Annotated in this window: 20 protein-coding genes, 7 tRNA genes and 1 pseudogene; 22 read left to right on the plus strand and 6 right to left on the minus strand. The window is 49.9% G+C overall.

The genetic code is table 11. The features are described from left to right. The first annotated feature begins 140 nt into the window (after nucleotides 1-140). The 13 genes from E1963_RS16920 (at nucleotide 141) to E1963_RS16980 (ending at nucleotide 9,916) form a co-directional block, all read left to right on the plus strand. Nucleotides 141-214 (plus strand) — tRNA-Asp (locus tag E1963_RS16920). Nucleotides 215-220: 6 nt separating this feature from the next. Continuing rightward, a tRNA-Val gene (locus E1963_RS16925) sits at nucleotides 221-293 on the plus strand. Nucleotides 294-301: 8 nt separating this feature from the next. Then, nucleotides 302-383 (plus strand) — tRNA-Tyr (locus E1963_RS16930). Between the two features lie 66 nt (nucleotides 384-449). Next, nucleotides 450-522: transfer RNA gene (locus E1963_RS16935), tRNA-Thr, on the plus strand. Between the two features lie 24 nt (nucleotides 523-546). Then, a tRNA-Met gene (locus tag E1963_RS16940) sits at nucleotides 547-620 on the plus strand. Between the two features lie 161 nt (nucleotides 621-781). Continuing rightward, nucleotides 782-854 (plus strand) — tRNA-Phe (locus E1963_RS16945). 26 nt (nucleotides 855-880) lie between these two features. Beyond that, a tRNA-Lys gene (locus tag E1963_RS16950) sits at nucleotides 881-953 on the plus strand. Nucleotides 954-1,067: 114 nt separating this feature from the next. Further along, nucleotides 1,068-2,009, plus strand: coding sequence for an L-lactate dehydrogenase (locus tag E1963_RS16955; RefSeq protein ID WP_132280559.1), 942 nt, complete (start codon nucleotides 1,068-1,070; stop codon nucleotides 2,007-2,009). Nucleotides 2,010-2,136: 127 nt separating this feature from the next. After that, the gene (locus E1963_RS16960; RefSeq protein WP_132280562.1) at nucleotides 2,137-3,210 is read left to right on the plus strand and encodes a glycosyltransferase family 2 protein; all 1,074 of its coding nucleotides are present in this window, start codon (nucleotides 2,137-2,139) and stop codon (nucleotides 3,208-3,210) included. Then, entirely contained in the window at nucleotides 3,197-5,596 is a 2,400-nt protein-coding gene (locus tag E1963_RS20835; RefSeq protein WP_243117786.1) for a YfhO family protein, read from the plus strand. Before E1963_RS16960 ends, E1963_RS20835 begins: the two co-directional genes overlap by 14 nt. Beyond that, on the plus strand, nucleotides 5,583-5,972 hold the full coding sequence (locus tag E1963_RS16970; RefSeq protein ID WP_132280569.1) for a GtrA family protein: 390 nt from the start codon (nucleotides 5,583-5,585) through the stop codon (nucleotides 5,970-5,972). The genes E1963_RS20835 and E1963_RS16970 overlap by 14 nt, the downstream gene beginning before the upstream one ends. A gap of 247 nt (nucleotides 5,973-6,219) precedes the next feature. After that, nucleotides 6,220-8,754, plus strand: a complete 2,535-nt coding sequence (locus E1963_RS16975; RefSeq protein WP_132280572.1) for a cation-translocating P-type ATPase — start codon at nucleotides 6,220-6,222, stop codon at nucleotides 8,752-8,754. 1 nt (nucleotide 8,755) lies between these two features. Then, a complete protein-coding gene (locus E1963_RS16980) occupies nucleotides 8,756-9,916 on the plus strand; it encodes an AI-2E family transporter (protein WP_132280575.1) in 1,161 nt (386 codons plus the stop codon). 46 nt (nucleotides 9,917-9,962) lie between these two features. On the opposite strand, the gene E1963_RS16985 is transcribed toward E1963_RS16980, so the two are convergent. From E1963_RS16985 to E1963_RS16995, 3 genes are all read right to left on the minus strand, one after another. Next, nucleotides 9,963-10,937: a dipeptidase gene (locus E1963_RS16985; protein ID WP_132280578.1), complete on the minus strand. Its 975-nt coding sequence runs from the start codon at nucleotides 10,935-10,937 to the stop codon at nucleotides 9,963-9,965. Nucleotides 10,938-10,975: 38 nt separating this feature from the next. After that, a complete protein-coding gene (locus E1963_RS16990; RefSeq protein WP_132280581.1) occupies nucleotides 10,976-12,211 on the minus strand; it encodes a DUF819 family protein in 1,236 nt (411 codons plus the stop codon). A 160-nt stretch (nucleotides 12,212-12,371) separates the two neighbouring features. Continuing rightward, nucleotides 12,372-12,740 (minus strand): sporulation initiation factor Spo0A C-terminal domain-containing protein, encoded by a 369-nt coding sequence (locus E1963_RS16995; RefSeq protein WP_066571342.1) that lies wholly within the window; start codon nucleotides 12,738-12,740, stop codon nucleotides 12,372-12,374. Nucleotides 12,741-12,873: 133 nt separating this feature from the next. Here E1963_RS16995 and E1963_RS17000 point away from each other — a divergent pair, with 133 nt between their 5' ends. The 3 genes from E1963_RS17000 (at nucleotide 12,874) to E1963_RS17010 (ending at nucleotide 15,799) form a co-directional block, all read left to right on the plus strand. Continuing rightward, nucleotides 12,874-13,611, plus strand: coding sequence for a helix-turn-helix domain-containing protein (locus E1963_RS17000; RefSeq protein WP_243117782.1), 738 nt, complete (start codon nucleotides 12,874-12,876; stop codon nucleotides 13,609-13,611). Nucleotides 13,612-13,773: 162 nt separating this feature from the next. Further along, the gene (locus E1963_RS17005; RefSeq protein ID WP_132280587.1) at nucleotides 13,774-14,400 is read left to right on the plus strand and encodes a nucleoside recognition domain-containing protein; all 627 of its coding nucleotides are present in this window, start codon (nucleotides 13,774-13,776) and stop codon (nucleotides 14,398-14,400) included. A gap of 13 nt (nucleotides 14,401-14,413) precedes the next feature. After that, nucleotides 14,414-15,799 (plus strand): alanine/glycine:cation symporter family protein, encoded by a 1,386-nt coding sequence (locus tag E1963_RS17010; RefSeq protein ID WP_132280590.1) that lies wholly within the window; start codon nucleotides 14,414-14,416, stop codon nucleotides 15,797-15,799. On the opposite strand, the gene E1963_RS17015 is transcribed toward E1963_RS17010, so the two are convergent. Next, complete coding sequence (locus E1963_RS17015) at nucleotides 15,796-16,821, minus strand: branched-chain amino acid transport system II carrier protein (protein ID WP_167482234.1); 1,026 nt, start codon at nucleotides 16,819-16,821, stop codon at nucleotides 15,796-15,798. The two genes, E1963_RS17010 and E1963_RS17015, sit on opposite strands and share 4 nt — an antisense overlap. A 213-nt stretch (nucleotides 16,822-17,034) precedes the next feature. On the opposite strand from E1963_RS17015, the gene E1963_RS17020 reads away from it, so the two are divergent. The 4 genes and pseudogenes from E1963_RS17020 (at nucleotide 17,035) to E1963_RS17035 (ending at nucleotide 21,564) form a co-directional block, all read left to right on the plus strand. Continuing rightward, a complete protein-coding gene (locus tag E1963_RS17020; RefSeq protein ID WP_132280596.1) occupies nucleotides 17,035-17,736 on the plus strand; it encodes a helix-turn-helix domain-containing protein in 702 nt (233 codons plus the stop codon). Nucleotides 17,737-17,748: 12 nt separating this feature from the next. Beyond that, nucleotides 17,749-19,008: pseudogene (locus E1963_RS17025) on the plus strand (dicarboxylate/amino acid:cation symporter). A gap of 128 nt (nucleotides 19,009-19,136) precedes the next feature. Beyond that, a complete protein-coding gene (locus E1963_RS17030) occupies nucleotides 19,137-20,381 on the plus strand; it encodes a 5-bromo-4-chloroindolyl phosphate hydrolysis family protein (protein WP_201272059.1) in 1,245 nt (414 codons plus the stop codon). Nucleotides 20,382-20,427: 46 nt separating this feature from the next. Next, entirely contained in the window at nucleotides 20,428-21,564 is a 1,137-nt protein-coding gene (locus E1963_RS17035; RefSeq protein WP_132280601.1) for a toxic anion resistance protein, read from the plus strand. A 147-nt stretch (nucleotides 21,565-21,711) separates the two neighbouring features. Here the strand turns inward: E1963_RS17035 and E1963_RS17040 are convergent, their stop codons facing one another. Further along, nucleotides 21,712-23,070 carry an MATE family efflux transporter gene (locus E1963_RS17040; protein WP_132280604.1) on the minus strand — a complete coding sequence of 453 codons (1,359 nt, stop codon included), beginning with the start codon at nucleotides 23,068-23,070 and terminating at the stop codon, nucleotides 21,712-21,714. A 141-nt stretch (nucleotides 23,071-23,211) separates the two neighbouring features. On the opposite strand from E1963_RS17040, the gene E1963_RS17045 reads away from it, so the two are divergent. After that, the gene (locus E1963_RS17045) at nucleotides 23,212-23,739 is read left to right on the plus strand and encodes a spore maturation protein (RefSeq protein WP_132280607.1); all 528 of its coding nucleotides are present in this window, start codon (nucleotides 23,212-23,214) and stop codon (nucleotides 23,737-23,739) included. Nucleotides 23,740-23,909: 170 nt separating this feature from the next. Here E1963_RS17045 and E1963_RS17050 read toward each other — a convergent pair whose 3' ends face one another. Continuing rightward, complete coding sequence (locus tag E1963_RS17050; protein WP_132280610.1) at nucleotides 23,910-25,628, minus strand: DUF885 domain-containing protein; 1,719 nt, start codon at nucleotides 25,626-25,628, stop codon at nucleotides 23,910-23,912. A 263-nt stretch (nucleotides 25,629-25,891) separates the two neighbouring features. Here E1963_RS17050 and E1963_RS19820 point away from each other — a divergent pair, with 263 nt between their 5' ends. Next, nucleotides 25,892-26,032, plus strand: a complete 141-nt coding sequence (locus E1963_RS19820; protein WP_167482235.1) for a hypothetical protein — start codon at nucleotides 25,892-25,894, stop codon at nucleotides 26,030-26,032. The last annotated feature ends 92 nt before the right edge of the window (nucleotides 26,033-26,124 follow it).

Raw genomic sequence — 26,124 nt, forward strand, 5'->3', positions numbered from 1 at the left:
GGCAGAGGTGGAAGTGCAGCAATGCATGGAGCTGACTGCTACTAATCGGTCGAGGGCATGACCAGATATGATGGTGGATAGGTAATGGATGCAGGTATTTCTTGTGTGCAGTTTTGAAGGTACATATCTTCAGTTAGCGAGGCCCAGTGGCTCAGTTGGTTAGAGCGCCGCCCTGTCACGGCGGAGGTCGAGAGTTCGAGTCTCTTCTGGGTCGCTATATGGGATCTTAGCTCAGCTGGGAGAGCATCTGCCTTACAAGCAGAGGGTCATAGGTTCGAGCCCTATAGGTCCCATATGAAATGGATGGATTCCCGAGTGGCCAAAGGGGGCAGACTGTAAATCTGTTGGCAACGCCTTCGAAGGTTCGAATCCTTCTCCATCCACTGGAAAAGAATCAGCGGTTTGCTAATCAAAATCAGTTTGGATCCGTTTCATCCGTTATCAGACTTGCCGTTGTGGCTCAATTGGCAGAGCAGCTGATTTGTAATCAGCAGGTTACCGGTTCAAGTCCGGTCAACGGCTTCAATAACAAATATTAGTTAATAGCGCGGGGTGGAGCAGTCTGGAAGCTCGTCGGGCTCATAACCCGAAGGTCGTAGGTTCAAATCCTGCCCCCGCAATTTGCACGTTGTAGTTCAGAGCGTGCACGAACGAAAGTAATTGTAATTTCAAGCTTGCTTGAAAGGACAAATACTTTTGAGAGTATAGGCGGTAACGCCGTGACTGAGAAAACGTAGTTTTCGAAGTCGCACGCGAAAGTTTCACATAATATTGCCCATTTGCCCAGATAGCTCAGTCGGTAGAGCAGAGGACTGAAAATCCTCGTGTCGCTGGTTCGATTCCGGCTCTGGGCATTTTCTTTACTATTATAATTGCATATGGGCGTGTAGCTCAGGTGGTAGAGCACTTGACTTTTAATCAAGTTGTCCGGGGTTCGAATCCCCGCACGCTCATGGGAATGAGAGAACGCAAACTCAGTATTTATACGGGTTTGCGTTTTTTTTGCCTGTATGGGAGCTCTGTTACATGGGGATACTATCAGTACTTATAAAAGAAGGAGGTAGCTTATGGTCAATATACAGAAAACCGCAATAATCGGATGTGGATTTGTCGGCTCTACAATTGCGTATACATTATTGCAGAGAGGGACATTTTCAGAGATGGTGCTGATTGATGCAGATACGAAGAAGGCCGAAGGTGAAGCGATGGATATCAACCACGGCCTCCCCTTTGTCCATGCTATGGATATCTATGCGGGAGATTATGATGATATAAAAGATGCAGCGCTTGTTATCATAACTGCGGGCGCCAATCAGAAACCGGGAGAGACAAGGCTGGATCTCGTACAGAAAAATACAAAGATTTTGCGTTCAATAATCCATGATATCAAGGCTGCCAAGTGCGAGGGTATCCTTTTAATCGTATCTAATCCTGTCGATATACTCACGTGCGTAGCACTAAAAGAATCAGGCTTTCCAAAAGAAAGGGTAATAGGATCCGGAACGGTTCTTGATACGGCAAGGCTCAAATATCTGCTTGGCGAGCATCTTAAGGTTGATAGCAGAAGCGTGCACGCGTTTATCATCGGTGAACACGGTGACAGTGAACTTGCGGTCTGGAGTACGGCGAATATTTCCGGCATTGATATAGGGCACTTCAGCGAGCTGCGCGGAAGCACCTCAGAGGAGCACGTGTGGGAAGCCATATATCAGGATGTACGTGACAGTGCCTATGAGATTATAGAGAGGAAAGGGGCTACGTATTATGGCATAGGGATTGCCGTTGCCAGGATTGCAGAGTGCATCATCCGTGACAGCCATGCGGTGCTCCCTATATCTGTCTTCCTGTCGGGCCAGTATGGCCTTCAGGGGTTGTGCCTCAGCATTCCGACAGTCGTCGGACAGAATGGGGCAGAACAGGTGCTGGAGATAGAACTGGATGCAAAAGAGCGGCAGAAGCTGATAGAATCAGCGGAAGAGATAAGAAAGACACTCAGCCAGATAGTATAGCGCGACTCTCATAAAACGTAATCTTTACCTAAACTTAAGATTTTCTTTCGGAAATTGATAGATACTATATATATAATTACTATTGAACCAAGCAAAAGCATTCAGTCATTTAGAAGGAGGTTTTATAATGTACGGAGATAAAAAACCTGCGGTCAGCGTGGTTGTCCCCTGTTATAATGAGCAGGATGTACTGCCTCTTTATGTACAGGCCATGCAGGAAGTAATAAAGAAGATGGAGCCTACAGCCGTGGAGATCATATTTGTAGATGATGGTTCTACAGACGATACGCTTAAGCTTTTAAAGGGATATCATGAGCAGGATAAAGATTACCGCTATCTATCCTTTTCCAGAAATTTTGGAAAAGAGTCCGCCCTTTATGCAGGCCTCAAAGCAGCAGGGGGCGAGTATGTGGTCGTAATGGATGCAGACCTGCAGGATCCTCCTGACTATATACCAAAAATGCTCGGCATATTACAGGAAGGCGAGTATGATTGTGTAGCGACGAGAAGAGGAGACCGTGAGGGCGAAGCCAGGATCCGGTCATTCCTGTCGGCATCTTTCTATAAATGTATCAATAAGCTCTCTGAGGTTCAGATAGTGGAGGGTGCCAGGGATTTCCGCATGATGAATCGGAAGATGGCTGATGCCATACTCTCGCTGAGCGAATGCAACCGATTTTCCAAGGGCTTGTTCGGATGGGTCGGATTCAGGACGAAATGGCTGGAATACCACAATGTGGAACGTGCGGCAGGGGATACGAAGTGGTCTCTTTGGAAGCTGTTCAAATACTCCATCGACGGGATCCTCGGCTTTTCGACAGTACCTCTGTCAATGGCTTCTTATGGGGGGATATTGTTCTGCGGGGCAGCATTCTGCATGATCGTATTTCTCGTCGTCAAGAACCTGTTCTGGCATGACCCCGTAGCAGGATGGCCGGCCATGATGTGCGTCATCTTCCTGATAGGCGGGATTCAGCTGCTCTGCATTGGAATCTCGGGACAGTATCTTGCAAGGGCTTACACGGAGATAAAAAACAGGCCAATCTATTTATTGAGGGAATCAAGTGATGAAGAGGATGCAAAAACTGAAGGCAAAGGCAACAAAAAACAGGGAAGATATTTTATATCTCTCGATTCTTATAATCATTCCGCTCATCCTGTATATCCTGAAGACAAGAAACGGATATCTGGCAGGCTCTGAGATAGACTGGCTCGGGCAGCATATCGTATTCCCCGACTATTTCCGTAAGCTGTTTTATGAGACAGGCACTTTGTTCCCACAGTTTGCAGCAGAGCTTGGAGGAGGGCAGAACATCTATAACTTTGCATACTACGGGCTCTTTAATCCGCTATATCTTCTGTCATACATGTTGCCTTTTATAAAAATGGCCACATATATTCAGGCTGTAGCGGTCCTGGAACATATTGCGGACGGTATCCTGTGCTATTATTGGCTCGGAAGAGGCCATTTCAGAAGGCGGGAAAGCTTTTATGCTTCCGTTATGCTTGTGCTGGCTGCTTCTGTTACCTACCATTCATCGATGCAGCTGATGTTTGTGAATTATATGCCGTTTCTTCTGCTGGCGCTGATCGGTTACGACCGGTATTGCGAGAATGGGAAATATGGCCTGTTGACGGTATCTGTATTATGTATGATACTGACAAGCTTTTACTTTGCTGTGGGAGGGCTGGCAGCTCTGTTCATCTATGGAGCATGTGGATACAGGCACGAGAAAGGGACATCTGTGTGGGGCATGATCAAGTGGTTCTGGTACAGGTATTACCCGGCCCTTCTTGGCTGCCTTCTTTCTCTGTTCTATCTTGTACCTGTATATTTTGCGATGTCGGCCGGGCGAACCGGACACGCTGCCCAATCTTTGAAAGAGCTGCTTGTTCCTGATATACGGCTTCATAAGCTCTTATACAGCGGTTATGGGATGGGTCTCTCTGTCGCTGCACTCATCCTATTATGTACAAGTATCTTTTACAGAAGATGCAGAGAGAAGTTTATGGCAGCCACATTGTTTCTCTTGCTGCTGTTCCCGGTATTTGACTGGCTACTGAACGGAGCGCTCTATCTGAGAGATAAAGCCTTTATTCCGTTTCTGCCGCTTATGTGCTGGCTCGCCGCCTCGTTCTTTTACAGAATCGGCAGCCGCCTGCTCAGGGCGCGTGAGGCTGTGGGAGGCTGCGTGCTGGCAGGTGTGCTGCTTACGGTCTCCCTGCTGACCAATACTTATGTACGGCAGGAGCAGTATTTTATCTATATTGACTTTGCAGTTTGTGCGGCAGCAATCGCCATCAGCATGTTCTGCTGGAAAAAGGCCGTATCCACAGCCATGCTTGCGGTGATGGCGATGCTGTGCGTAGGCCAGGTGGCAGTGCTGAAGGAGGAGCTGGTCACAAAGGCAGAGATGGACAGAATTGACAGCCCGGATATCGGGAAAGCTGTCGAATCTGTGCAGGGTGGAGGTTCATACCGCACTGAGACACGGGGCGGATACAGTGCGAACAAGGCGAACCAGAATAAGGTGTGGGTGTGTGGACAGAACCTGACCACCGTATATTCTTCTATCAGCAATCCTTACTACATCAGCTTCCGCAGCAAAGTCCTGCATCTGAGCAAGCCAAGCAGGAACAGCCTGATGGCCGATACGGTAGATAACCCGGTATTCCTGAAGATTATGGGCGTCCGGTATATTGTGGGCAGCCGGGCACCGGACGGCTACGAGAAGATAAACCAGTACGGGGACGTCAATATATATGAAAATAACGATGTGGCGCCTTCCGCTTATGTGACAGACCAGATTATGACGGAAGAGGATTTCTTAACCTTATCCTGGCCGGAAAGACAGCTTGCTATGCTCAGTACCGCAGTGGCGGATACGAAAGAGGCGGCGGATGAGATAAAAGAACGTGCTGCAGAGGTGGATGTACATATGAGTGCATCCAGAATCAAGGGAAGTGCATCGTCCGGTATATTGACTGTTGATAATGACGGCGAAGAAGATGCTTATCTGTTTCTGGAATTTGATGTAAAGAACAATAAGGCCTCCAAGGATGTGACGGTTGCGGTAAATGGGGAGCAGAACAAGCTGAGTGCAGATAACGCGGCGTATTATAATGCCAATACGACGTTCCACTATACCTCTCTTCTTTCTGCCGGTGAGAATGAGGTTCCGGTTGAATATGGGTCAGGCGATTACGAGATCAGCAATGTCCGTGGATGGATTGGCAGAGCGGACGAGAAGGAGACGCGCGACCTGTACGGCAGCCCCGTCAGCCTTGATGTTGCAGGAGCAGGAGATGTGCTGGAAGGAACCGCCAGGTCCGGCAAAGGGGGATGGCTGGTTACATCCATTCCTTATGACGAGAATTTCAGGCTGTATGTGGACGGCAGGCAGGAGAAGATACACAAAGTCAATACCGCTTTTATCGGTGCGCCACTTGAAGAAGGTATACACGAGGTCAGACTCGTATACCAGGCCAAAGGCAGAACAGCAGGCATAGCAGGAACACTGGCAGCCCTAGGCATACTTGGAGCAGACATTATAAGAAGGAAGAGGAGGCTGCATGGTAAAATATAAAAGAATTACTGCATATATGATATTTGGCATATTGACTACAGTTGTCAATGTGGTGGCATATTATGTCTGCTACCAGATACTGAAGGTTCCAAACGTGTACAGTACGATAGCCGCGTGGTGTATAGCGGTCGTATTTGCATTTCTTACCAACAAGCCTTTTGTGTTCCAAAGCAGGGACTGGAAAGGCCTGACCGTTGCTTCGGAGGCAGCCCGCTTCTTCGGGTGCAGGGCGCTGACCGGCGTGCTGGAAGTGGTACTCATGTATCTGCTTGTAGATATGCTGTCGCTGCAGGGCACGGTCATGAAGATACTGACCAATATTGCAGTCATCATATTGAATTATATTGCAGGCAGATATTTTGTATTTGACAGATGATAATATAATGGCTATTAGTATTGACTTTTATAGTCATATTCGGTATATTAAAAACTAATAAAAGGGAGTAACTGGCGCCGGCAGAAGCCCGCGTTTACGATGTCGTCAGTACGATGAGCGATCATCCGTATCGTAATGAAATGGTGAGACTTTTATTGCATATTAAATTATGCAATAAAGGTCTCTTTTTTATTTAGATGGAAATAATAGAAAAGAGAGTCTCATTGCAGGAAAGAAAGGAAAACATATGCTGACAAGTGAACAGGCAAAAATAAACCAGGAGAAATACGGCTATAATGAGCTGGCGGAAGGCAAGAGGAAGAGCACGGTGAGGATATTTCTGGAACAGTTTGAGGATTTTCTCGTCATCATACTTATAATCGCAGCCATCGTTTCCGGCTTTTTAGGGGATGCGGAAAGTGCCGTGGTCATCTTCGTGGTTATAACCATCAATGCCATACTGGGAACCGTGCAGACGGTGAAGGCAGAACAGTCTCTGAAGAGTCTGAAGCAGCTGTCCGCGCCCGAGGCGAAGGTCATAAGGGACGGGGTGATGGTCCAGATACCGTCCAGGGAGGTCACGGTAGGTGACGAAGTGATACTGGAAGCAGGGGACCGTGTTCCCGCTGACGGCCGGCTTCTTGACGTAGCCAGCCTCAAGGCGGATGAAAGCGCCCTTACCGGGGAGAGCCTGTCCGTGGAGAAATCACTGGAAGAAGCTCCGGCCGGGGCAGCGCTCGGCGACCAGACGAACCGGGTCTTTTCCGGAAGCTTCGTAACTTATGGGAGGGGTACCTTTGAAGTTACCTCGATCGGGATGGATACGGAGGTCGGCAGGATTGCCAGGCTATTAAAGACGACATCAGAGAAAAAGACGCCGCTTCAGATGAATCTGGATGATTTTGGGAAGAAGCTGTCAATCATCATCCTCGTATTCTGCGGCATCTTATTTGCAGTAAATGTGGTGCGGGGCGGTTCTGCTGCGGACGCGTTCCTGTTCGCGGTGGCGCTTGCGGTGGCTGCAATTCCGGAGGCATTGAGCTCCATCGTTACGATTGTACTGTCTTTCGGTACCCAGAAGATGGCCAAGGAACATGCCATTATCCGCAAGCTCCAGGCGGTAGAGGGTCTTGGCAGCGTGTCTGTCATATGCTCGGACAAGACAGGAACGCTGACGCAGAATAAGATGACAGTGGAAGATTATTATGTGGACGGCAGGCGTATACCGGCGAAAGATATAGATCTGTCTGCCTGTAACGAGGAGAAGCTGCTTATATTCAGCATGCTATGCAATGATTCCGTGAACGCGGACGGCCAGGAAATCGGAGACCCGACGGAGACCGCGCTTATCAATGTGGGCAGCAGGCTAGGCACCGACGCGTCTGAGATAAGGAAGATGTATCCACGGCAGTCTGAGATACCGTTCGACAGCGACCGGAAACTGATGTCTACACAGCACCGGATAGACGGAGCGGAGATAATCGTCGTCAAAGGAGCCGTCGATGTCCTGCTTGGACGTATGAGCAGTATAAGGACAGGTGAGACGGTACGGGATATCACGGAGGACGACAGGCTGGAAATCGAGAGGCAGAACATGGAGTTCTCAAGGGATGGCCTACGGGTGCTGGCTTTTGCATATAAGGAGATAGAAGGTGCGCGTGCCCTTACGCTGGAGGACGAAGACGGCCTTATCTTCCTCGGCCTCATATCAATGATGGATCCGCCGAGGGAGGAGTCGAAAGCCGCAGTGTCAGAGTGCAAGGCAGCGGGCATCAAACCAGTTATGATTACGGGAGACCACAAAGTCACGGCAGCGGCGATCGCGAGGAAGATCGGCATACTGAGAGATGATTCCGAGGCCTGCGAAGGCGCGGTAATCGAAGACATGTCCGACGAAGAGCTTCAAGATTTCGTGGAGAAAATCTCTGTGTATGCGAGAGTCTCTCCCGAACACAAGATAAGGATTGTCCGGGCATGGCAGGAAAAGGGCAACATAGTCGCTATGACGGGAGATGGAGTGAATGACGCTCCTGCGCTCAAACAGGCGGATATCGGAGTGGCCATGGGTATAACGGGTTCGGAGGTATCCAAGGATGCGGCGTCTATGGTACTCACGGACGACAACTTTGCCACCATTATCAAAGCGGTAGAAAATGGGAGAAACATCTACCAGAATATCAAGAACTCCATACAGTTCCTGCTGTCGGGGAATTTCGGCGCTATTCTGGCTGTACTGTATTCTTCTGTGGCAGGGCTTCCGGTGCCGTTTGCTCCGGTCCATCTCCTGTTCATCAACCTGCTGACGGACAGCCTTCCGGCTATCGCGCTCGGTCTTGAGCCGCACACGCAGAACGTGATGCAGGAGAAGCCCCGCCCGATGGATGAATCTATACTTACGGGAAAGTATCTGCTCAGTATCGGAACGGAGGGACTGTGCATCGGTATCATGACGATGGCCGCTTTTTATATCGGTTATGTAAGCGGGGACAGCGTGCTTGCAAGTACGATGGCCTTTGGAACCCTCTGTACGGGAAGGCTTGTGCACGGGTTTAACTGTAAGTCGAAGAGGCCGGTACTGTTCACGAACAGGTTTTTCAACAATATATACCTCATAGGCGCATTTGCCATCGGCCTGCTGCTTATCACAGGCGTGCTGACGATACCAGGGCTCCACGGCATCTTTAAAGTGGTTACGCTGAATCTGGGACAGCTGCTGACCGTATATGGGCTGGCGCTTTTGAATCTGCCTGTGATACAATTGATGAAAAAGATAAGGAGTTAAGATGGATTTTGACAGAGAGAGTGTAAAAAAGATAAGAGGGCTGATCATATTTACAGCTATCATCGTGTTATGCCTATGGGAATATAACAAAGTATTCGATATTCTCGGATTCGTATTCCATATCATGTTCCCGTTCATCCTTGGAGGAGCGATAGCGTTTGTGCTGAATGTGCCGATGAACTTTGTGGAACGCCATCTGTTCGGCAGTGAAAAGGCACAGAAGAGCAAAGTGCGCGCCAAAGCGGCGCGGCCGGTCAGCATGCTCATCGTGCTGCTGCTAGTCTTTGGAGTCATAGCTGTCGTAATGTTCATATTGATACCGCAGCTAGGAAGGACTTTTGCGAATCTGGGCGACAGCATACAGGCATTTATCCCGAGGGTGCAGGCGTGGGCCAATGGCCTCTTCCACAACAATAAGGAAGTGATGGCCTGGGTGAACAATCTGGAGTTCGACTGGAACAAGATTATGGACGCGGGGATTGATTTCTTCCGGAACGGCGCCGGAAGCGTCCTCGACTCTACCATCACGGCGGCCAAGAGTATCGTGAGCGGAATAACGACATTCTTCATCGCATTTGTGTTTGCCTGCTATGTGCTGCTGCAGAAGAAAAAACTGAGCGTTCAGGCGAAGAAGGTACTGTTCGCCTTTGTAAGAAGAGGAAGGGCAGAGGCTGCGCTGGAAGTATTCTCACTGACCTACAGTACATTTTCCAGCTTTCTGACCGGACAGTGCGTGGAAGCGATTATACTTGGAAGCATGTTCGTCGTAACGATGGGGCTGTTCCGCCTTCCCTATGCGCTGCTGGTCGGTATTGTGATAGCCTTTACGGCGCTGATACCTATCTTCGGCGCTTTCATCGGGTGTGCGGTAGGCGCGTTCCTCATATTTATGTTAGATCCGGTCAAAGCGCTTGTATTCGTAGTCCTTTTCCTCGTGCTGCAGCAGATTGAAGGGAACCTCATCTATCCGCATGTAGTCGGAAATTCGGTCGGCCTGCCGTCCATATGGGTGCTGGCAGCGGTCAGCATAGGAGGAAGCCTGATGGGTATCGTGGGCATGCTCATATTCATTCCTATCGTATCTGTCGTATATGCCCTGTTCCGTGAAATCGTGTACCTGAAGCTGAGGCAGAAAAAAGTAGACCCGGGTTCCATAAAGTAGCAGAAAGGCACAGCCGCATCGGCTGTGCCTTTCGTGATTCTATCTGTTATCTGATGACCTCTCGAATAATACGATGCCAGTTCTTGAAGGAAATCTTTTCAATCTCCTCACTATGGAATCCGACACGTTTCATTTCCTCAATGACATTTGGAACTTTGGAGGCGTCTTCCAGACCGATCGTATAGGGGTTCTCCTGGCTGCTGAACGAGCTCAGCGTGTCCGCGCAGCAGAATTCGGAGAAATCAAAACCGAAGCCGACGTGGTCGATTCCCATCAGTTCCACCATACGGACGAGATGCTTCACAAGGTTCTCGACCGTCTGTTCTGATTCCACGTCATGCACGAATTCGTTAAAGGAATTCAGGCCGACGATACCTCCTGTCTTCGCCAGTTCCTTCAACTGTTCATCGGTGAGGTTCCGGCGCTGGTTACACAGAGCCCTGCAGTTGGAATGGGTAGCCACGACAGGTCCGCCCGCCGCGTCTAGCAGATTCCAGAAGGATGCATCGTTCAGATGCGATACGTCCAGAATCATTCCAAGATCCTGGATCTTCTTTACTGCCCTCCGGCCCGTATCCGTCAGTCCGCGTTCAGGATTCCCCAGCGCTCCCGTTGCCAGCGGATTCTCTTCGTTCCATGTAAGGCCGGCGTGTCTGGCTCCGAACCGATAGAATTCATCAATCAGATCCAGGTCTTCACCGATACTTTTTAATCCTTCCAGCCCGATGAAGGCATACATCCTGCCTTCATCCCGGGCTTTCATCATATCATCGTAAGAACGTGCCACCTTTAATATATCCGCACAGTCAGGCTCTTCGTGTGCAATCGCCTCCATCATCTGGCGTGTGCGCTTCAGCGGCTCCTTATCGAAAGGTGGATCATTCCAGATTACAAATATTCCGCCCTCAATCTGTCCTTTTTTAAGACGTTCATAGTGGTATTTGCGGAAAATGTCAGATTCCCCGTCAAGATAATGGTGTGTCACGTCAGTCCAGATATCAGAATGTGCATCAAAATTCATATCTTACAATCCCCTTTCCTTTCAGATGTATGCGGCTCTTATAAGCCGAGTATGCTTCCTACTACAAGACCGAAGTATGTACCGAGGACATATCCTAATGTACCGATAAGTACAATCGGTCCGACGAGCTTCGTCCAGCCCTTGGATACTGCCATGGCGACAGCTGTCGTAGGTCCGCCGATGTTGGCGTTGGAGGCAAGGATGATATCCTCCAGGTTGAACTTCAGAAGCTTACCTGCCACAAGGCTGAATGTCATATTGACCGCAACGACGATGGCAGCGAATACGAGCAGCAGCGGGGAGTTGCGGATGATAAGCGGTACAGATGCCGGAACACCGATTACGAAGAAGAACAGGTAAATCAGGAAAGTACCAAGCTCCTGCGTGCCTTTGATATTGCCGAAGAATCCAGGCGCGAATGTAGCGCAGAGCATGGCAATCGTCGTAATCCACAGATACATGTTGCCAAACAGCGTGTTCAGGATCTGCAGGAATGCGTTAGATGTCGGGATGACGCTTCCAAGTCCGGTGGCTATAATGTTGGATAATGCAACGATAACAAATGCCGTGGCTACTGCGAGGGCGATGTCTCTTAAGGAGATCTCTTTTCTTCCCCAGAATGCAGATGCGTTTGTCTCGTTGTCTTTCAGGTTGCTTCCTGCCGCCTCTACTTCATCTACGTACGGATGTTTGAAGTGCTTGCGGAAGAAGCCGATGGACGGCATCGCAATCAGCAGGAAGAAGTATAATACCATCAGCAGGTTGTCGGCAACGGTTGCTGCGGATATCATCTCGCCGGATACGTCAAATGCCGCGCCCAGTGCCGCGAAGTTGACAGTACCACCGATATAGGTTCCGGTGAATACTCCCGCGAGCCCTGCCAGCTCCGGAATGAATTTGTTGAGTGCTGCATAGGCAAGCAGAGAACCGCACGCCGTGCCTACGGAGCCAATCAGGAAGATTATCAGGATTCGCCCGGAATCCTTACCTATCTTCCTCATGTCACACTGCAGCAACAGCAGCGGAATCGAAAGCGGCACCACGAATCCCCATACGACGTCCCAGGTTGGTGCGTTCATAGGAATGATACCCAAATTGGATAATATGATAGCGAAGATAAGAGCGATGATAGCTCCCGTCATTTTTGCCGCCCATTTATACCTCTGTTCCAGATAAATGGCAGCAGCGGCGCCTGTGGCACAGATAGCCCAGAGCACCCATGTGTTTTCCTCTCCTACAAGAGGATTGCTCAGATCGAAAATATGTCCCCACATACTCTCTTCCTCCTTTCAATTTTGCGCGTTTTCTGAAGAAATTTCGTCAATTGTTGATAATTGAACTAAACTAAGTATATATAATCTGTCTAAAAAAGTCAATAATTGTACAAAAAAGCCAAAAAAAATGAAAGGCAAAACCGGAATTGTGAGAAATTATTCACAAAAAAAGGATGGTATGCGTCAGAAGAGCGATGAACTGTGCGTTCGTCGGCCTCACGTCGCAGTAACAGTTGGTCAGTTCCTGATAAGTCCTTTTGGCGTGTGAATGCCACAGTATATCGATAGAGTTGCGTATGGCCCGCTCCACGGCGGAGGGGCTTGTGCTGTACGCGGCGGCGAGAGAAGGGTATAGATTTTTCGTGATTCCTGAAAGATAACCTGTATCATTGATGCAGAGTGACAAAGCGCTTCTCAGATATAGATATCCTTTCAGCTTGGGAGAAATCTCAAGCCGGTTCAGCAGAAGAGTCAGCCGGCGGTTAAGCTGGATATCTACCGGTGTGGAAGTATAAATATTGTTAGTCATGGCATTTACCTCTCTTTTTTGAACATTATGCTTAAAAAAATAATAACAATAAGTCTGATTATAGGAAATATGCTATAATAAATCAATATTGACATAGGGTAGAAAGTTTCCAAAAATGGAAAGGTGGAGAAATTTGAAAAACGAAAGAATAAAATATATCATGCAAAAAAGAGGATTTACATTTGAAGATCTGGCATGGCTGAGCGGGGTTCCTTACAGTACGCTGACGAAGATCGGGAGCGGTGCGACGGAGAATCCCGGCTTTTCCGCTATGGAGAAGGTAGCAGGGGTGCTGGACTGTTCCCTGGACGAGTTCACGGACAGGGAACCTGATGTGCCGTATGACATCTCGGATTATGTATATCGGTTTAAAAAGCTGCCGGCTCCTATGAAGAAATATATAAAATATACGATAGACACAGAATATGACCAGATGATTCACAACACTTCCCATGATAAGATTAAGATAAAATGTTTTGAATTTACGAATATAGTTCAGGGCCTGGCACAGTATGACAGCAGGATAGAGAGGAATATAATGGTGAGCAGCAACGAGATAAGCCGGTACTGTACTTTCTGCGTATATCTGAGTACACCGGTGCTCACTCCGAAGTTTCCGGAAGGCAGCCTGCTCGGGTTCCGTTATGATGACGATTATGACCCGAAGAACGGAGAGATATGGATTATTATGCGGGGAGGCTATCTGTATATGGGGAGAGTATATAAGAGGCACGATGACATATATATCAAGGCGCTGAACGGTACGATAGATGACTGGCATATCAATTCTCATACGCGGTATAAGAGGATGGGCAGGCTGGTCGGCGTCCTGAGGGAAGGCAATGTAGATGTAGGTATGGACGCCCGGTAAGTGGGGCATGAAGAAGAGCCAGATAAGGAGAGCCAGACGATGACAGGGCGTCTGGCTCTCCTTCGTGCACGTATCTGCCGGATGCCGATGTGTCTCGTCCAGAACATATAATATCCCGGCCCGGCATAGGATGTAGAGATATTACATAAATGGAATGATTACATGCTGAATTATCTATGGGCAGGAATGATACTTGTAGGCATCATATTTGCCGCCTGTACCGGAAGGATGCCAGACGTGACGAATGCAGCCATAGACTCTTCCAAGGAGGCGATTACACTCTGCATCACTATGATGGGAGTCATGTCCTTCTGGGTGGGGCTTATGGAAATCGCCACAAAGGCTGGAATAATCAAGAGCGTATCGAAGAAAATGCGCCCCATCATCCGGTTTCTCTTTCCGAGGCTTCCGCCGGACCATTCGGCTGCGGAGCATATCACGACCAATATGATTGCGAATATCCTCGGGCTTGGCTGGGCGGCCACCCCTGCGGGATTAAAGGCTATGGATGGCCTGGCGGAACTGGAACGCGAGCGGGGCAACCCGGAATACCAGGATAAGAAGAGGCTGCTTGGAGGCGCGTCAAAAGGCCGTACCGCAAGCAATGAGATGTGTACGTTCCTGATTATCAATATCTCGTCCTTACAGCTGATACCGGTCAATATCATCGCATACCGGAGCCAGTATGGGAGCGTCAACCCTGCCGCGATCGTAGGGGCGGCTATCGTAGCCACAAGCATAAGCACGCTGGCAGGAGTCATATATGCGAAGCTGATGGACAGAAAGTGAGAAGTCTATGACGATGACGGAATATATCAAACAAGTCAACGATGTTCTTCGTGACTTTATCTGGGGCCGCGGCATGCTCATCATCTTTCTTGCGGTGGGCTTTCTTTTTACGGTGCGCACCGGCTTCTTCCAGTTCAGGAAGTGTCGTGTCTGGCTCGGCATGACGCTCGGCCAGCTCTTTCGCAACAGGAAGGTAAGGCGTACGGATGACGAACAGTCCATGTCCCAGTTCCAGGCATTCTGCACGGCTCTGGCAGCCACGCTCGGCACGGGCAACATAACAGGGGTCGCCACGGCACTCATTGCGGGTGGTCCCGGTGCTATATTCTGGATGTGGATATCTGCGGTGGTAGGAATGATGACCATGTATGCAGAAAACGTCCTGGGCATCCTCTACCGCTATAAGAACAGAAGCGGCAGATGGGTGGGCGGTGCTATGGTCTATATGGAGCGTGGGCTCGGCTGCAAGTGGCTGGCCGTCCTGTTCGCCGTGTTCTGCATCCTTGCCTCGCTTGGCATGGGCAATATGACACAGGCCAACGCGATGGCCGGAGGGCTGAAGGAAGCATTCTATGTCCCCACCTTTGTCACCGGTCTGGCTGCCATGGTGCTGGTAGGCATGGTGCTGTTCGGAGGTGTCCGCCGCATAGCGACAGTGACGGAGCGGCTCATACCGCTCATATCTTTCTTTTATATTGCAGGGGGAGTGATCGTGCTGGCTGCAAATGCTTCCGAGATTCCGAAGGCATTCCAGCTCATTTTTACAGAGGCCTTCAAAGTGCAGAGCGTCGGCGGAGGGGTACTCGGATACGGGATGCGGCAGGCGATGAAGACGGGAATCTCCAGAGGCGTATTTTCCAATGAGGCGGGTCTGGGATCGTCTGTCATGGCCCACGCCGCTTCAGATATAGACTCTGCTCCGGTGCAGGGGATGTGGGCGATTGTGGAGGTATTCATCGATACAATCGTATTCTGTACGGTCACGGCGCTCGTCATCCTTACTTCCGGAGTGTACGACCAGCAGGGCTTCCTTGCCAATATAGCAAGAGGGGCGGAGAATGTAGACGGCACGACGCTGTGTGGAAGAGCGTTTGCCACGGTCATACCGGGCGGCGACAAGTTTCTGGCGCTGTCCATGATATTCTTCGCTTTTGCTACGATCATAGGGTGGGCTTACTTTGGAGAACGGACATTTGCCTATCTGTTCGGGGAAAAATCTGCGACTTTGTATAAGGTGATATATATTGTGGTGCTGCTTCCGGGATGCGTGATTGCCCCGGGACTTGTGTGGGAGATTGCCGATACGTTCAACGGATTCATGGCAGTGCCGAACCTGACCGCCCTTATACTGCTGAGCGGCCAGGTCGTTAGAGTGACGAAGGAATATATGAGGAATTAAGTCCTGGCGGCGATGTTGCCGATGATACGCCGTTGCGCGGACGTCCTTTCTCTTGTAAAGAGGTAGCCCATAAGCCCGCATATGGCAGCAGGAAGGACCCACTGGAACCCATATTCATATAGCGGAAGACCCGCGATATGGACGGGAACAGGCAGATATTCCGATATAGCTGACAAGGTGCTTACGACAATGGTTCCTGACGCGGCAGACCGGTAGACGGCTGCGTTCGGGAGCCATTTTTCCATCAATCCCATGATAACCAGAAGAACCAGCACTGGGTATAGAATATTCAGTATCGGGGAAGCCAGTGCCAGTATCCTGGTTATACCAAAATTAGAGATTACATAGCTGATGCCTGCGAATCCAAACACTAATGTACGGTAACTTACTTTGCCTTTCGTCTGCTTCTCGAAGAAAGAAGCAAAGGAGGATAGGAGCCCGATAGCAGGTGTCAGGCAGCCGGCGTTGATTCCGTCCCGGACAGCCGAGGAGGCTGCGGCCTGAAGCTCTATGGCACCAAGCGGTGATACGATGCCTTTTACGATGAGGAATAAAAGGGCAGCGAGAATCAGTGGCGCGAATACGGTTCCGATGATATCGATGACCTTGGACTGACTCAGACAGAACAGCACCACAGCGAGGAAAAAAAGGAGTGAAAATATCTTTGTATCAAACGCCGGAAAGAACGGAGCGATGGAAAATTCATACGCAGTAGCGGCAGTTCTTGGAATGGCAATGAGAGGTCCAAGGCATACCGCGTTCAGTGATAATATTAATATAGAAGGGAGCTTTCCGAGCTTCTCCGTGATGCCCTCCGTCCCCTTGCCTGTTCTTGTCACGACAAGCAGTGCAAGCAGGCTGAGCCCGATATCCATGATGATGAAGCAGAGAAAGCTTAAGAACCAGCCCGTTCCGCTTAGCAGGCCGAGATAGGGCGGGAATATCAGGTTTCCTGCCCCAAAGAACATGGCAAATATTGCAAATCCTATGATAGATATATTCTTTGTGTCTGTTTTATTCATTCTGCACACCTTCTGGATTTCCATCTGTATTGGCTTTATTCTATCGTTAAATATTAAACGGGGCAAATCGGACAAAGTGTCTTGACAGGAAACTTTTGATGTGTTTATCTATTTATGGTAAACTTAAATCATAAATTGCCTGGAAATACATATGAGAATCGTCCTATCGGGAGTTTTTCATGGAAAAGGTGATTTATAGTAAACGGAGGCATTATGGCAATTGATGAGCATGTAGGAAAAAACATCAAGAAGTACCGGCTCGCATATAAACTGACGCTCGAAGGGCTGGCAAAGGAGATACATAAAAGCAAGTCAACCATGTCAAAGTATGAGAAGGGCCTCATATCTCTCGATGTGGCAACGCTTAAGGAGATTGCGGACGTATTCCAGATATCGCCTGCGTACCTGCTGGCGGTACAGGATGAGGAGCTGCACGCCAGGCTGGAGCCAGGGGAATTCCTGGACAGGCAGCATATGTATTCCTATGACGGAAGGAGCAGGCGCATACTGAAAAGTGTTATGGAGAGATACCAGATTCCCGGCTCGGAGCAGATAGGGATACAGCTTTTCTATGATGTCCAGGATGAGGAAAGCTGCGGAAACTGCAAGACATTCTACACCGGTTACAGCCGAAGATATGAATTCGTGGAAAATTATAACCTGCAGAACCAGAACAACCCTACGGAGCAGGCGTGGATATGCTGCATCAACAGCCTGAACCGGACAAGCAGGAGGACAGGCATGCTTACAGGCCTGTCATACAAAACTATGATGCCTGTGGCGATTAAGGTGATGCTGTCTTCGACAATACTAAAGGAAGACGATGAGCTGGTATCTTCCCTTCTGCTGACGAAGGAGGATATCAAGATATCCAGAAAATATAATCTATTTACGATAGACCAGTTTATGGAATGAGGAGGAACAGATTTGGATACGAAGAAGGAAAAGAAAAAGGTATCGCTGACCGTATGGATACTGGCAGCACTTGTACTTGGCGTCATTGCGGGCCTGCTGCTGCAGAAGAACAGTGATATTGCGGAGACATATATAAAACCGTTTGGAACGATATTCTTGAATCTAGTGAAGATGGTAGTGGTGCCGGTCGTACTGTTATCTATCATGCAGGGGGTGATATCACTCCAGGATATCAGGAAGGTAGGCTCTATCGGCGGCAAGACGGTCCTGTTCTATATGTGCACGACAGCATTTGCGGTAACGTTAGGGCTTGTGATAGCCAATGTACTCAGCGTGGGCAGCGGATATAATCTGTCCTCGGAATCGCTGTAGGCATTCGAGGGAGTGGCGGAGACGCCGTCATTCATAGACACGATAGTGAACATATTTCCGTCCAATGCCATCCAGCCTTTGGCTAAGGCCACCATGCTGCAGATAATCGTGATTGCCCTGTTCTTCGGATTTGGCATCATATTGGCGGGAGAGAAGGGCAGGCTGGCCGGAGCGGTGGTGGAAAGCCTTTCGGAAGTATGCATCAAAGTGATGGGGGTCATCATCAAACTGTCCCCTATCGGAGTGTTCGGCCTGATCGCACCGGTCATAGCGACAAACGGCATGTCTATCCTTCTGCCGCTGATGAAACTGATAGGGGTCGTGTATCTTGTCTGTGCCGTGCATATGGTATGTGTCTATTCCAGCCTCGTCAGGGCGATGGCTAAGATGAACCCGCTTACTTTCTTCAAGGGTATGGGCGAGGCTATGATATTTGCATTTTCCAGTGCCAGCAGTGTTGGGACGCTGCCTTTCAATATGGAATGTACACAGAAGCTGGGCGCCAGAAAAGAGGTTTCAAGCTTCGTGCTGCCGCTCGGCGCTACGATTAATATGGATGGAACTGCAATCTACCAGGGGGTCAGCGTCATCTTTATCGCACAGATATTTGGCATGAACCTCACCATATCACAGCAGATTACGATTATACTGACCGCCACGCTGGCGTCCATCGGTACTGCTGGCGTCCCCGGTTCCGGTGTCATCATGCTGGCCATGGTGCTGCAGAGCGTGGGGCTTCCGCTGGAAGGGATTGCGCTTGTGGCCGGCGTGGACCGTATACTCGATATGGCGAGGACTACGGTCAATATTACGGGGGATGCGGCATGCACCATCTGTGTGGATGCCTCCGAGAAAAAGAGGGAGCTGAAAAGGGCCCGCAGCCTGGGAGCCAAGGGATAGCAGATGGTAATGTGTGAGCATTGCATTTTCACCATGTTTCCATTATACTTTAAATGACATATGTAAAATAGGAGGCAGCCCTATATAGAGGCAGCTGATTCGATAGTAGTGATAACCAGGAGGATATGATGGCGAACTGGGATTGGGAAAGATTTGGGGAAGATATCCGCAGGACGGTGCAGGATGCGGTGGATACGAGAAATTTTGATAGATTGAATCAGACAATCAATGATACGATATACCATGCGGTGGACGGCATTGGAAAAGGGGTGCGAAGCGCCGGTGACGCGGTGGACAAAAGTATGAAGGACATGGCCCGTCAAAGCAGGCAGGCACGGGGCGCAAGGACGTACCGGAGCCGCCCTTATCCCGGGCAGTACCAGGGACAGAACGGGTATGGGTTCGACGCGTCCGGAAGGCAGATGCCTGAGCTGTACGCCAGGACAGGAGGCGCGAAGGCCGGTGGTGTCATCATGGCTGCTGCGGGATATATGCTCGGCGGCCTTCTTCTGATCGGCCTGCCTGTCTATATGATAAGAGAACTTGCAATCGGCAGCTTTGATTTCCTATTCCAGCTTTTGTTCGGTTTTGGTGTCATCCTGCTCGGGGCCGGAGCGGTTCTGGCCGGAGCAGGGCATCACGTACTCGGTAAGGTCAAGCGCTTCAACGCCTACATAAAGGGAATGGAAGGCAGGGAATACGGGGATGTCAAGGCGCTGGCGGAACGGGTGAAGAAGCCGCCCAAGTTCGTAGTAAAGGATCTGGAAAAGATGATTGAGAAAGGGTGGTTCAGACAAGGACACCTGGACAGGCAGCGGACGTGCCTCATGGTGACGCACCATGCATACCGCCAATACGAAGAGCTGATGGAACATACGGAGGCGCAGAAGCGGCAGGAGCAGGAAAGAAAAGCGCAGCAGGAAGAGATGGCTGAGAGCATGGATCCGCAGATTAGGGGGATCATCCGCACGGGCGATGCATATATAAAGAAGATCCACGAATGCAACGACGCCATTCCGGGCGTAGAGATATCGGCCAAGATATCCCGCATGGAGACGCTCGTGGACCGGATTTTCGACCGTGTGGAACAGAATCCGGGCTGCGTGCCGGAGATACGCAGGCTCATGGAATACTATCTGCCCACTACGGTCAAGCTTCTGGAGGCATATGAGGAGTTGGACGCTCAGCCGGTACAAGGGGAGAACATACTGTCTTCCAAACAGGAGATTGAAAAGACGCTTGATACGCTGAACGCAGCGTTTGAAAAGCTGCTGGACAGCCTGTTCCAGGATACGGCATGGGATGTGTCGTCCGACATATCTGTACTGAAGACGATGCTGGCGCAGGAGGGACTTACGAAAGACGACTTTTAGGCGAGAGAATATATGAGACCGGCACAGCCGGGCGGAGGATATTAATATGGAGAAAGAATTTGAACAGTTTCAGACGACACCCACTTTGACATTGGACCCATTCCAGGAAGAGCAGCGGAGCGCCCCTCCTGCCAGGCAGGAAGAGGCACAGATATTTGACGAAAGCATCCTGACGGAAGAAGAGAGGAAAGCAGTGGATACATTTGCAGATCAGATCGATCTGACGAACTCTTCCGTAATCCTCCAGTACGGCGTGGGGACCCAGAAGAAGATGGCAGATTTCTCGGAAAATGCCCTCGAAAATGTGAAGACGAAGGACCTGGGCGAAGTAGGCGGACTGCTTTCCGGTGTGGTGAAGGAACTCAAAAGCTTCGATGAGGAAGAGGATAAGGGATTCTTTGGCAATATATTTAAGAAGACGTCCAATAAGATCACGGCGATGAAAGCGAAGTATGACAAGGCAGAGGACAATGTGAACCAGATATGCAAGGTGCTGGAAAATCATCAGGTGCAGCTGTTGAAAGATGTTGCCATCCTGGATAAGATGTATGACGTGAATCTTACGTATTTTAAAGAGCTTTCCATGTATATTCTGGCGGGGAAGAAGAAGCTGCGGGATATACGGGACGGCAGGCTTCCCGAATTGATGGAGAAGGCCCAGAGGAGCGGCCTTCCCGAGGATGCCCAGGCAGCGAAGGATCTGGACTCTATGTGCAACCGGTTCGAGAAGAAGATACATGATCTGGAGCTGACGAGGACGATTTCTATCCAGACGGCGCCGCAGATCCGTCTCGTGCAGGGCAATGATACGCTGATGGTGGAGAAGATCCAGTCCACTATCGTGAATACGGTACCGCTCTGGAAGAGCCAGATGGTGCTTGCCCTCGGCGTGGAGCATTCCGCGCAGGCTGCGGCGGCGCAACGGGAAGTGACGGATATGACGAACGAACTGTTGAGAAAGAATGCCCAGAAGCTTAAGATGGCTACCGTGGAGACGGCGAAGGAATCGGAGCGTGGCATCGTGGATATGGAGACGCTTAAGATGACGAACGAATCGCTCATCTCCACCCTCGATGAAGTGATGCAGATTCAGCAGAACGGCCGCCAGAAACGCCGGGAGGCGGAGCAGGAGATGATGCGTCTGGAAAGTGAGCTGAAGGCGAAGCTTTTGCAGATGGGGTAATTTAAGATAGCACAATATTGTTAAGAAGGCAGGCTTACGTGTGCGGAGCCTGCCTTCTGATGTATTCTGATAGCTATGTCGGTATGTACAAAGTGCCGGGGCGTGTTCGGGGCTGGAAGGGAACCCTGGATGGCAGCGGCCGTCAGATTACTCTGGGTGCCTGCGAAGTGCAGGCCAGATGGTCAGCATCATGGTTACAAAACAGGCGGTCCCTCCGATGAAGTTGGACACGGGTTCAGCCAGAAATACGCCGTCTGTACCTAAGCCGCATATGGCAGTCAGCCACAGTGTCAGTGGAATGACAATGACGACTTTTCGGAACAGGGAGAAGAATACCGCCTGTCTGGATTTGCCGAGCGCCACGAATACCGACTGTCCCGCAAACTGCAGCGCCATCATGAAGATGCCGAAGAAATAGATGCGCATTGCGGGTACCCCATCCTGTATCAATTCAGATTCGCTGCTGAACAGGTGCAGGAAGAAGTTGGGGAAAAAGAATATCATGGCCCATGCGGCTGTGGAGAATACGATGGCCCATATCGTGGAAAAGCTGATAGCCGAGCGGACACGGTCATATTTTTCCGCACCGTAATTAAAGCTCATAACCGGCTGCGCACCGCTTGTCAGGCCGTTGACGGGCATGGTGACGATTTCCCGCACGGAATTGATCACCGTCATGATGCCGACATAGAGGTCGCCCCCATAGCGCTGTAGTGTTGCGTTGCACATGATCTGAACGGATCCGTTCGTGACAGCCATCACAAAGCCTGACAGCCCAAGTCCTGTGATTTCTTTTGCAAGTGCTGCTTCCGGCCGCATATATGTTCCTGCTATACGCAGTATCGCTTTCCGGCCGGTGAGAAAGCGGAAGACCCAGACGGCGGAGACGAACTGGGAGAGAACGGTGGCCGATGCCGCACCCCTCACACCCATATGGAAGACGAAGATGAAAATTGGATCCAGTATCAGATTCAGTACTGCGCCGATCGAAACCGTCAGCATGCCGGTGATGCCGAACCCCTGCGCGTTGATGAAATTGTTCATCCCGAGGCTTGTCATTACGAACAACGTGCCGCACAGGTAGAGTGTCAGGTATGCATCGGCGTAAGGGAAGGTGACATCGCTGGCTCCGAAAAGATAAAGGAGGGGCCGTTTGAACAGATAGCAGAGGACGGCGAGAAGCACCCCGGAGATGATAAGCATGGAGAACGAGTTGGCCATAATCTTCCGGGCGCGTTCAGTGTCCCCGCGTCCCCGCGCCATAGAGAACAGCGGGGCCCCTCCCATGCCGAACAGATTGGCGAATGCGGTAATAATCGTAATGACCGGGAGCGTGAGCCCGATACCGGTGAGGGCCTGTGTTGATGTGTGCGGGATATGTCCGATATATATCCGGTCTACTACATTGTATAGTACATTGATGAGCTGAGCCAGTGTCATGGGGATAGCGAGCCGCATAATGTTCCCCGCCACGCTGCCCTGCCCGAAATCATTCTTGCTGTCCATCTTACCACCGTCCTGTTGTAAATCTCTTACTGTATATAAGTATATTCTTTTTTTATCTGCCTTTCAATGGAGGAAATTAACCATAAAGCTGCGCGGTAGGGCATATATTGATAATAAGCATCTGTTATAAGGAAATGGTTTATGCGGTTATTCATGTATGTATCAGACTTCATCGTGCCGCTCGTAATCTTTGGCATCGTGAGCTATGGGGTGCTGATGAAAGTAAATGTCTATGATACGTTTGTAAAGGGGGCGAAGAGCGGCTTCTATACCGTCATCAAGATTATGCCTACCCTGATTGGACTCATGGTGGCGGTGGGGATACTGCGGGCATCGGGCTTTCTCGGCTTCATGTCCGGGATTATCGGCAAAGCCACCGAATACATAGGTTTTCCTGGAGAGCTCGTGCCGCTCACCGTAGTCAAGATGTTCTCATCCTCCGCGGCCACGGGCCTGCTGCTGGATGCGTTCAAAGAATACGGGACAGATTCCTATATCGGCCTGATCGCCTCCATCAGCATGTCGTGCACAGAGACGATATTCTACACGATGAGCGTCTACTTTATGACTGCCAAGGTGACAAAGACCAGATATACGCTGTCAGGCGCCATGTTCGCCACCTTTGCCGGCCTCGTAGCCAGCGTGGTACTGGCAGGGATGATGGTATAGGGGAAAACGAGATGGGGACGGAGGTTTTTTAAAAAACCTCCGTCCCCATCTCGTTTTCCCCTGTCCCTAATTTGTTTTACGGTGTCCCCATGCAATAAAAAGCCGCCGCAGTTATTATGCGGCGGCCTTACTCTGGCCCGGTACTTTTGCAAAATGATTTTGGGGATATATTATTGGAAAATGTATGTACGGAGTATGTCGAAAGAGGCCGGGCCAGCGGTAAGCACTTTCTTGTGGAAATTTTCCTGGGTGAAGGCATCGCCCCATTTGTCGATGGCTTCTTTTTTCAGTTCCATAAATTCAACATAACCGATGTAGTACTTCAGGTAGTTTGCGGGGTCCGATATAATCAGGTCATATATGCTTTCTATCGTATTGGCATCTTCGATGCCGTACTGCCGGAAGAAGGATACCGTATCCATCAGCTTCCAGCCATCGTAGTGGATTCCAATGTCGGCCAGGGCGTACAGCCCCAATATCACGGAAGTATTACGCTGCAGCAGCGCGGCCTGCTCTTTGGGTATCGGTGCATAATAATAGCTGAGCATCTCGGTATAAGTGGCCCAACCTTCCGTGTAGCCCCCGAAATTCAGCAGATTGCGTATCGGATCAGGCTTCAGGTTCTGGAAGTATACGGTCTGGTACAGGTGGCCGGGATATCCTTCATGCGCAAGCGTCGTGAACAGCGACAGGTCATCCGGCATATGCCCCTGGTTGATGTAGATGACATTGTCCGTAGTGCTGTCGATGGCCGGAACCATGAAGAAGGCAGGGCTTAGATACTCTTCCATGGACTTCTGTACATATTTGATCTCAGTAGAGACGTCAGGCGGATCAGGAAAACTCCCTTTCAGCTTGGATTTCAGGCTTGACAGGATAGAGACAGGATCTGTATCTGAAAGCGCCGGTGCCGCATTAGAAAATGTCTCTTTTGATGAGGATGTGAGTATCTGCTGCATCGCGGTCAGGTCTTCCAGTATCTGCGTCTGAGTGAGTTCCTTCAGTTCCTTGACCGAACGGCTTGAACCGGTTTCCCGTTTTACGACCAGCTCATAGTAATCACGGCCGTCCGGAAGGTAGCACAGGCCGTTGTCGTTCTTGCCTGTCGTGCGCAGGGCCTGCAAAGCCTCTGCCAGTTTTTTATAAGAAGGAAAAATGTAGTCCTTGACATTTTCATTGTTGCGTTTTACATAATCGTCATACTCCGCCTTGTCAAGCTTCATGGCGTCCAGACGCTCGGTGAAGGAGGAGTAGAGGTAGTTGTCGTTTCCCATACTGACAAATGCATTGCATTCATCGATAATGTCATCTGCGGAATAAGATGCCATGAACAGCCCCTTGTCAGATTTGGCCTGCTCGAAGGCTATGATAGATTCAAAATATTCCGGCAGCTTTGTCATAAGCGTCAGGTAGGTATCTATATCCTCCGTATTCTTAAATTGATATTCTGAGAGAAGTACCGGGAGCTGTGCCTGCGTGCCTGTTAGCGGGGCCAGTGGTTCATCATACAATGCATATCCCGCCTCTTCAAGGGAAATACCGAGATAATCATCCAGCACGTCGTAGGTCAGCTTATTTTTATCTGAAAGCTGTGCACGGTTATGGGCGTGGAGCGACGCCAGGGCATTTTCCGCAGAGGCACTGATGGAGGCTGTGTCAGTAGTGCAGCTGCCAAAGGAGACAGGGGCCTCTTTTATTCCATAATCGGTTGGATTTTCTAATGTATAGTGGAGAGAAATCGTGTTGGAGGAAACTTCCTGGCAGAACAAGCTGTTCGTGTAAGCTTCAAATTTTGCGTCTGCACTGCCGCTGCCTCTGGAGCAGGACGCCAGAGCGGCAAGCGCGAAGAGGAGCGTGACGGTCAGGAAAAGCGATATTTTTTTACGCATGGAGGCTCCTTGGATGTTTTACCTATAAATATGCAGGAACAGGCCATCGTATGAATGTTCCGCAGCTTCCACGGCTTGACAATTGAATTTCCTTATGTTACGATTTTTACCATATTAATAAAGAGTTGAAATAAAATAATTAATTATAAGAATAAACGCGATGACGAAGAGAGTACGTCTTTTGACATTATACAGAGATATCCTGAACCTTGGCGGCGGGTGGATGATAATGCAGGGCCGCATGGGGATGCTGAGAGGGATGAATGAAGACTGACGGAAGATGGCTTCTGAGTGGTGTACCGAACAGGGGGCATATGGTGGCGGATGACGTCTGCATGTGTTCCATGCTAGGCTGCAATGGGTCCGCCCTTTACTGCGGGAGAGTGCCGGGAGGCACTTGCTGAGGTCTTTGCCGTGAGGCAGAGATAAATAGAAGTGGTATCACGGGTGAACTCGTCTTCTCTGATTGAAGGATTAGGGAAGACTTTTTTTATTT

The sequence above is a fragment of the Extibacter muris genome (genome assembly GCF_004345005.1).
GTDB lineage: Bacteria > Bacillota > Clostridia > Lachnospirales > Lachnospiraceae > Extibacter > Extibacter muris.

Bases quoted from the DNA above. Each gene is read 5' to 3' on its own strand.
- E1963_RS16955 (WP_132280559.1), top strand. From the start codon at position 1,068: ATGGTCAATATACAGAAAACCGCAATAATCGGATGTGGATTTGTCGGC.
- E1963_RS16960 (WP_132280562.1), top strand. From the start codon at position 2,137: ATGTACGGAGATAAAAAACCTGCGGTCAGCGTGGTTGTCCCCTGTTAT.
- E1963_RS16970 (WP_132280569.1), top strand. From the start codon at position 5,583: ATGGTAAAATATAAAAGAATTACTGCATATATGATATTTGGCATATTG.
- E1963_RS16975 (WP_132280572.1), top strand. From the start codon at position 6,220: ATGCTGACAAGTGAACAGGCAAAAATAAACCAGGAGAAATACGGCTAT.
- E1963_RS16980 (WP_132280575.1), top strand. From the start codon at position 8,756: ATGGATTTTGACAGAGAGAGTGTAAAAAAGATAAGAGGGCTGATCATA.
- E1963_RS16985 (WP_132280578.1), bottom strand. From the start codon at position 10,937: ATGAATTTTGATGCACATTCTGATATCTGGACTGACGTGACACACCAT.
- E1963_RS16990 (WP_132280581.1), bottom strand. From the start codon at position 12,211: ATGTGGGGACATATTTTCGATCTGAGCAATCCTCTTGTAGGAGAGGAA.
- E1963_RS16995 (WP_066571342.1), bottom strand. From the start codon at position 12,740: ATGACTAACAATATTTATACTTCCACACCGGTAGATATCCAGCTTAAC.
- E1963_RS17005 (WP_132280587.1), top strand. From the start codon at position 13,774: ATGCTGAATTATCTATGGGCAGGAATGATACTTGTAGGCATCATATTT.
- E1963_RS17010 (WP_132280590.1), top strand. From the start codon at position 14,414: ATGACGGAATATATCAAACAAGTCAACGATGTTCTTCGTGACTTTATC.
- E1963_RS17015 (WP_167482234.1), bottom strand. From the start codon at position 16,821: ATGAATAAAACAGACACAAAGAATATATCTATCATAGGATTTGCAATA.
- E1963_RS17020 (WP_132280596.1), top strand. From the start codon at position 17,035: ATGGCAATTGATGAGCATGTAGGAAAAAACATCAAGAAGTACCGGCTC.
- E1963_RS17030 (WP_201272059.1), top strand. From the start codon at position 19,137: ATGGCGAACTGGGATTGGGAAAGATTTGGGGAAGATATCCGCAGGACG.
- E1963_RS17035 (WP_132280601.1), top strand. From the start codon at position 20,428: ATGGAGAAAGAATTTGAACAGTTTCAGACGACACCCACTTTGACATTG.
- E1963_RS17040 (WP_132280604.1), bottom strand. From the start codon at position 23,070: ATGGACAGCAAGAATGATTTCGGGCAGGGCAGCGTGGCGGGGAACATT.
- E1963_RS17045 (WP_132280607.1), top strand. From the start codon at position 23,212: ATGCGGTTATTCATGTATGTATCAGACTTCATCGTGCCGCTCGTAATC.
- E1963_RS17050 (WP_132280610.1), bottom strand. From the start codon at position 25,628: ATGCGTAAAAAAATATCGCTTTTCCTGACCGTCACGCTCCTCTTCGCG.
- E1963_RS19820 (WP_167482235.1), top strand. From the start codon at position 25,892: ATGAAGACTGACGGAAGATGGCTTCTGAGTGGTGTACCGAACAGGGGG.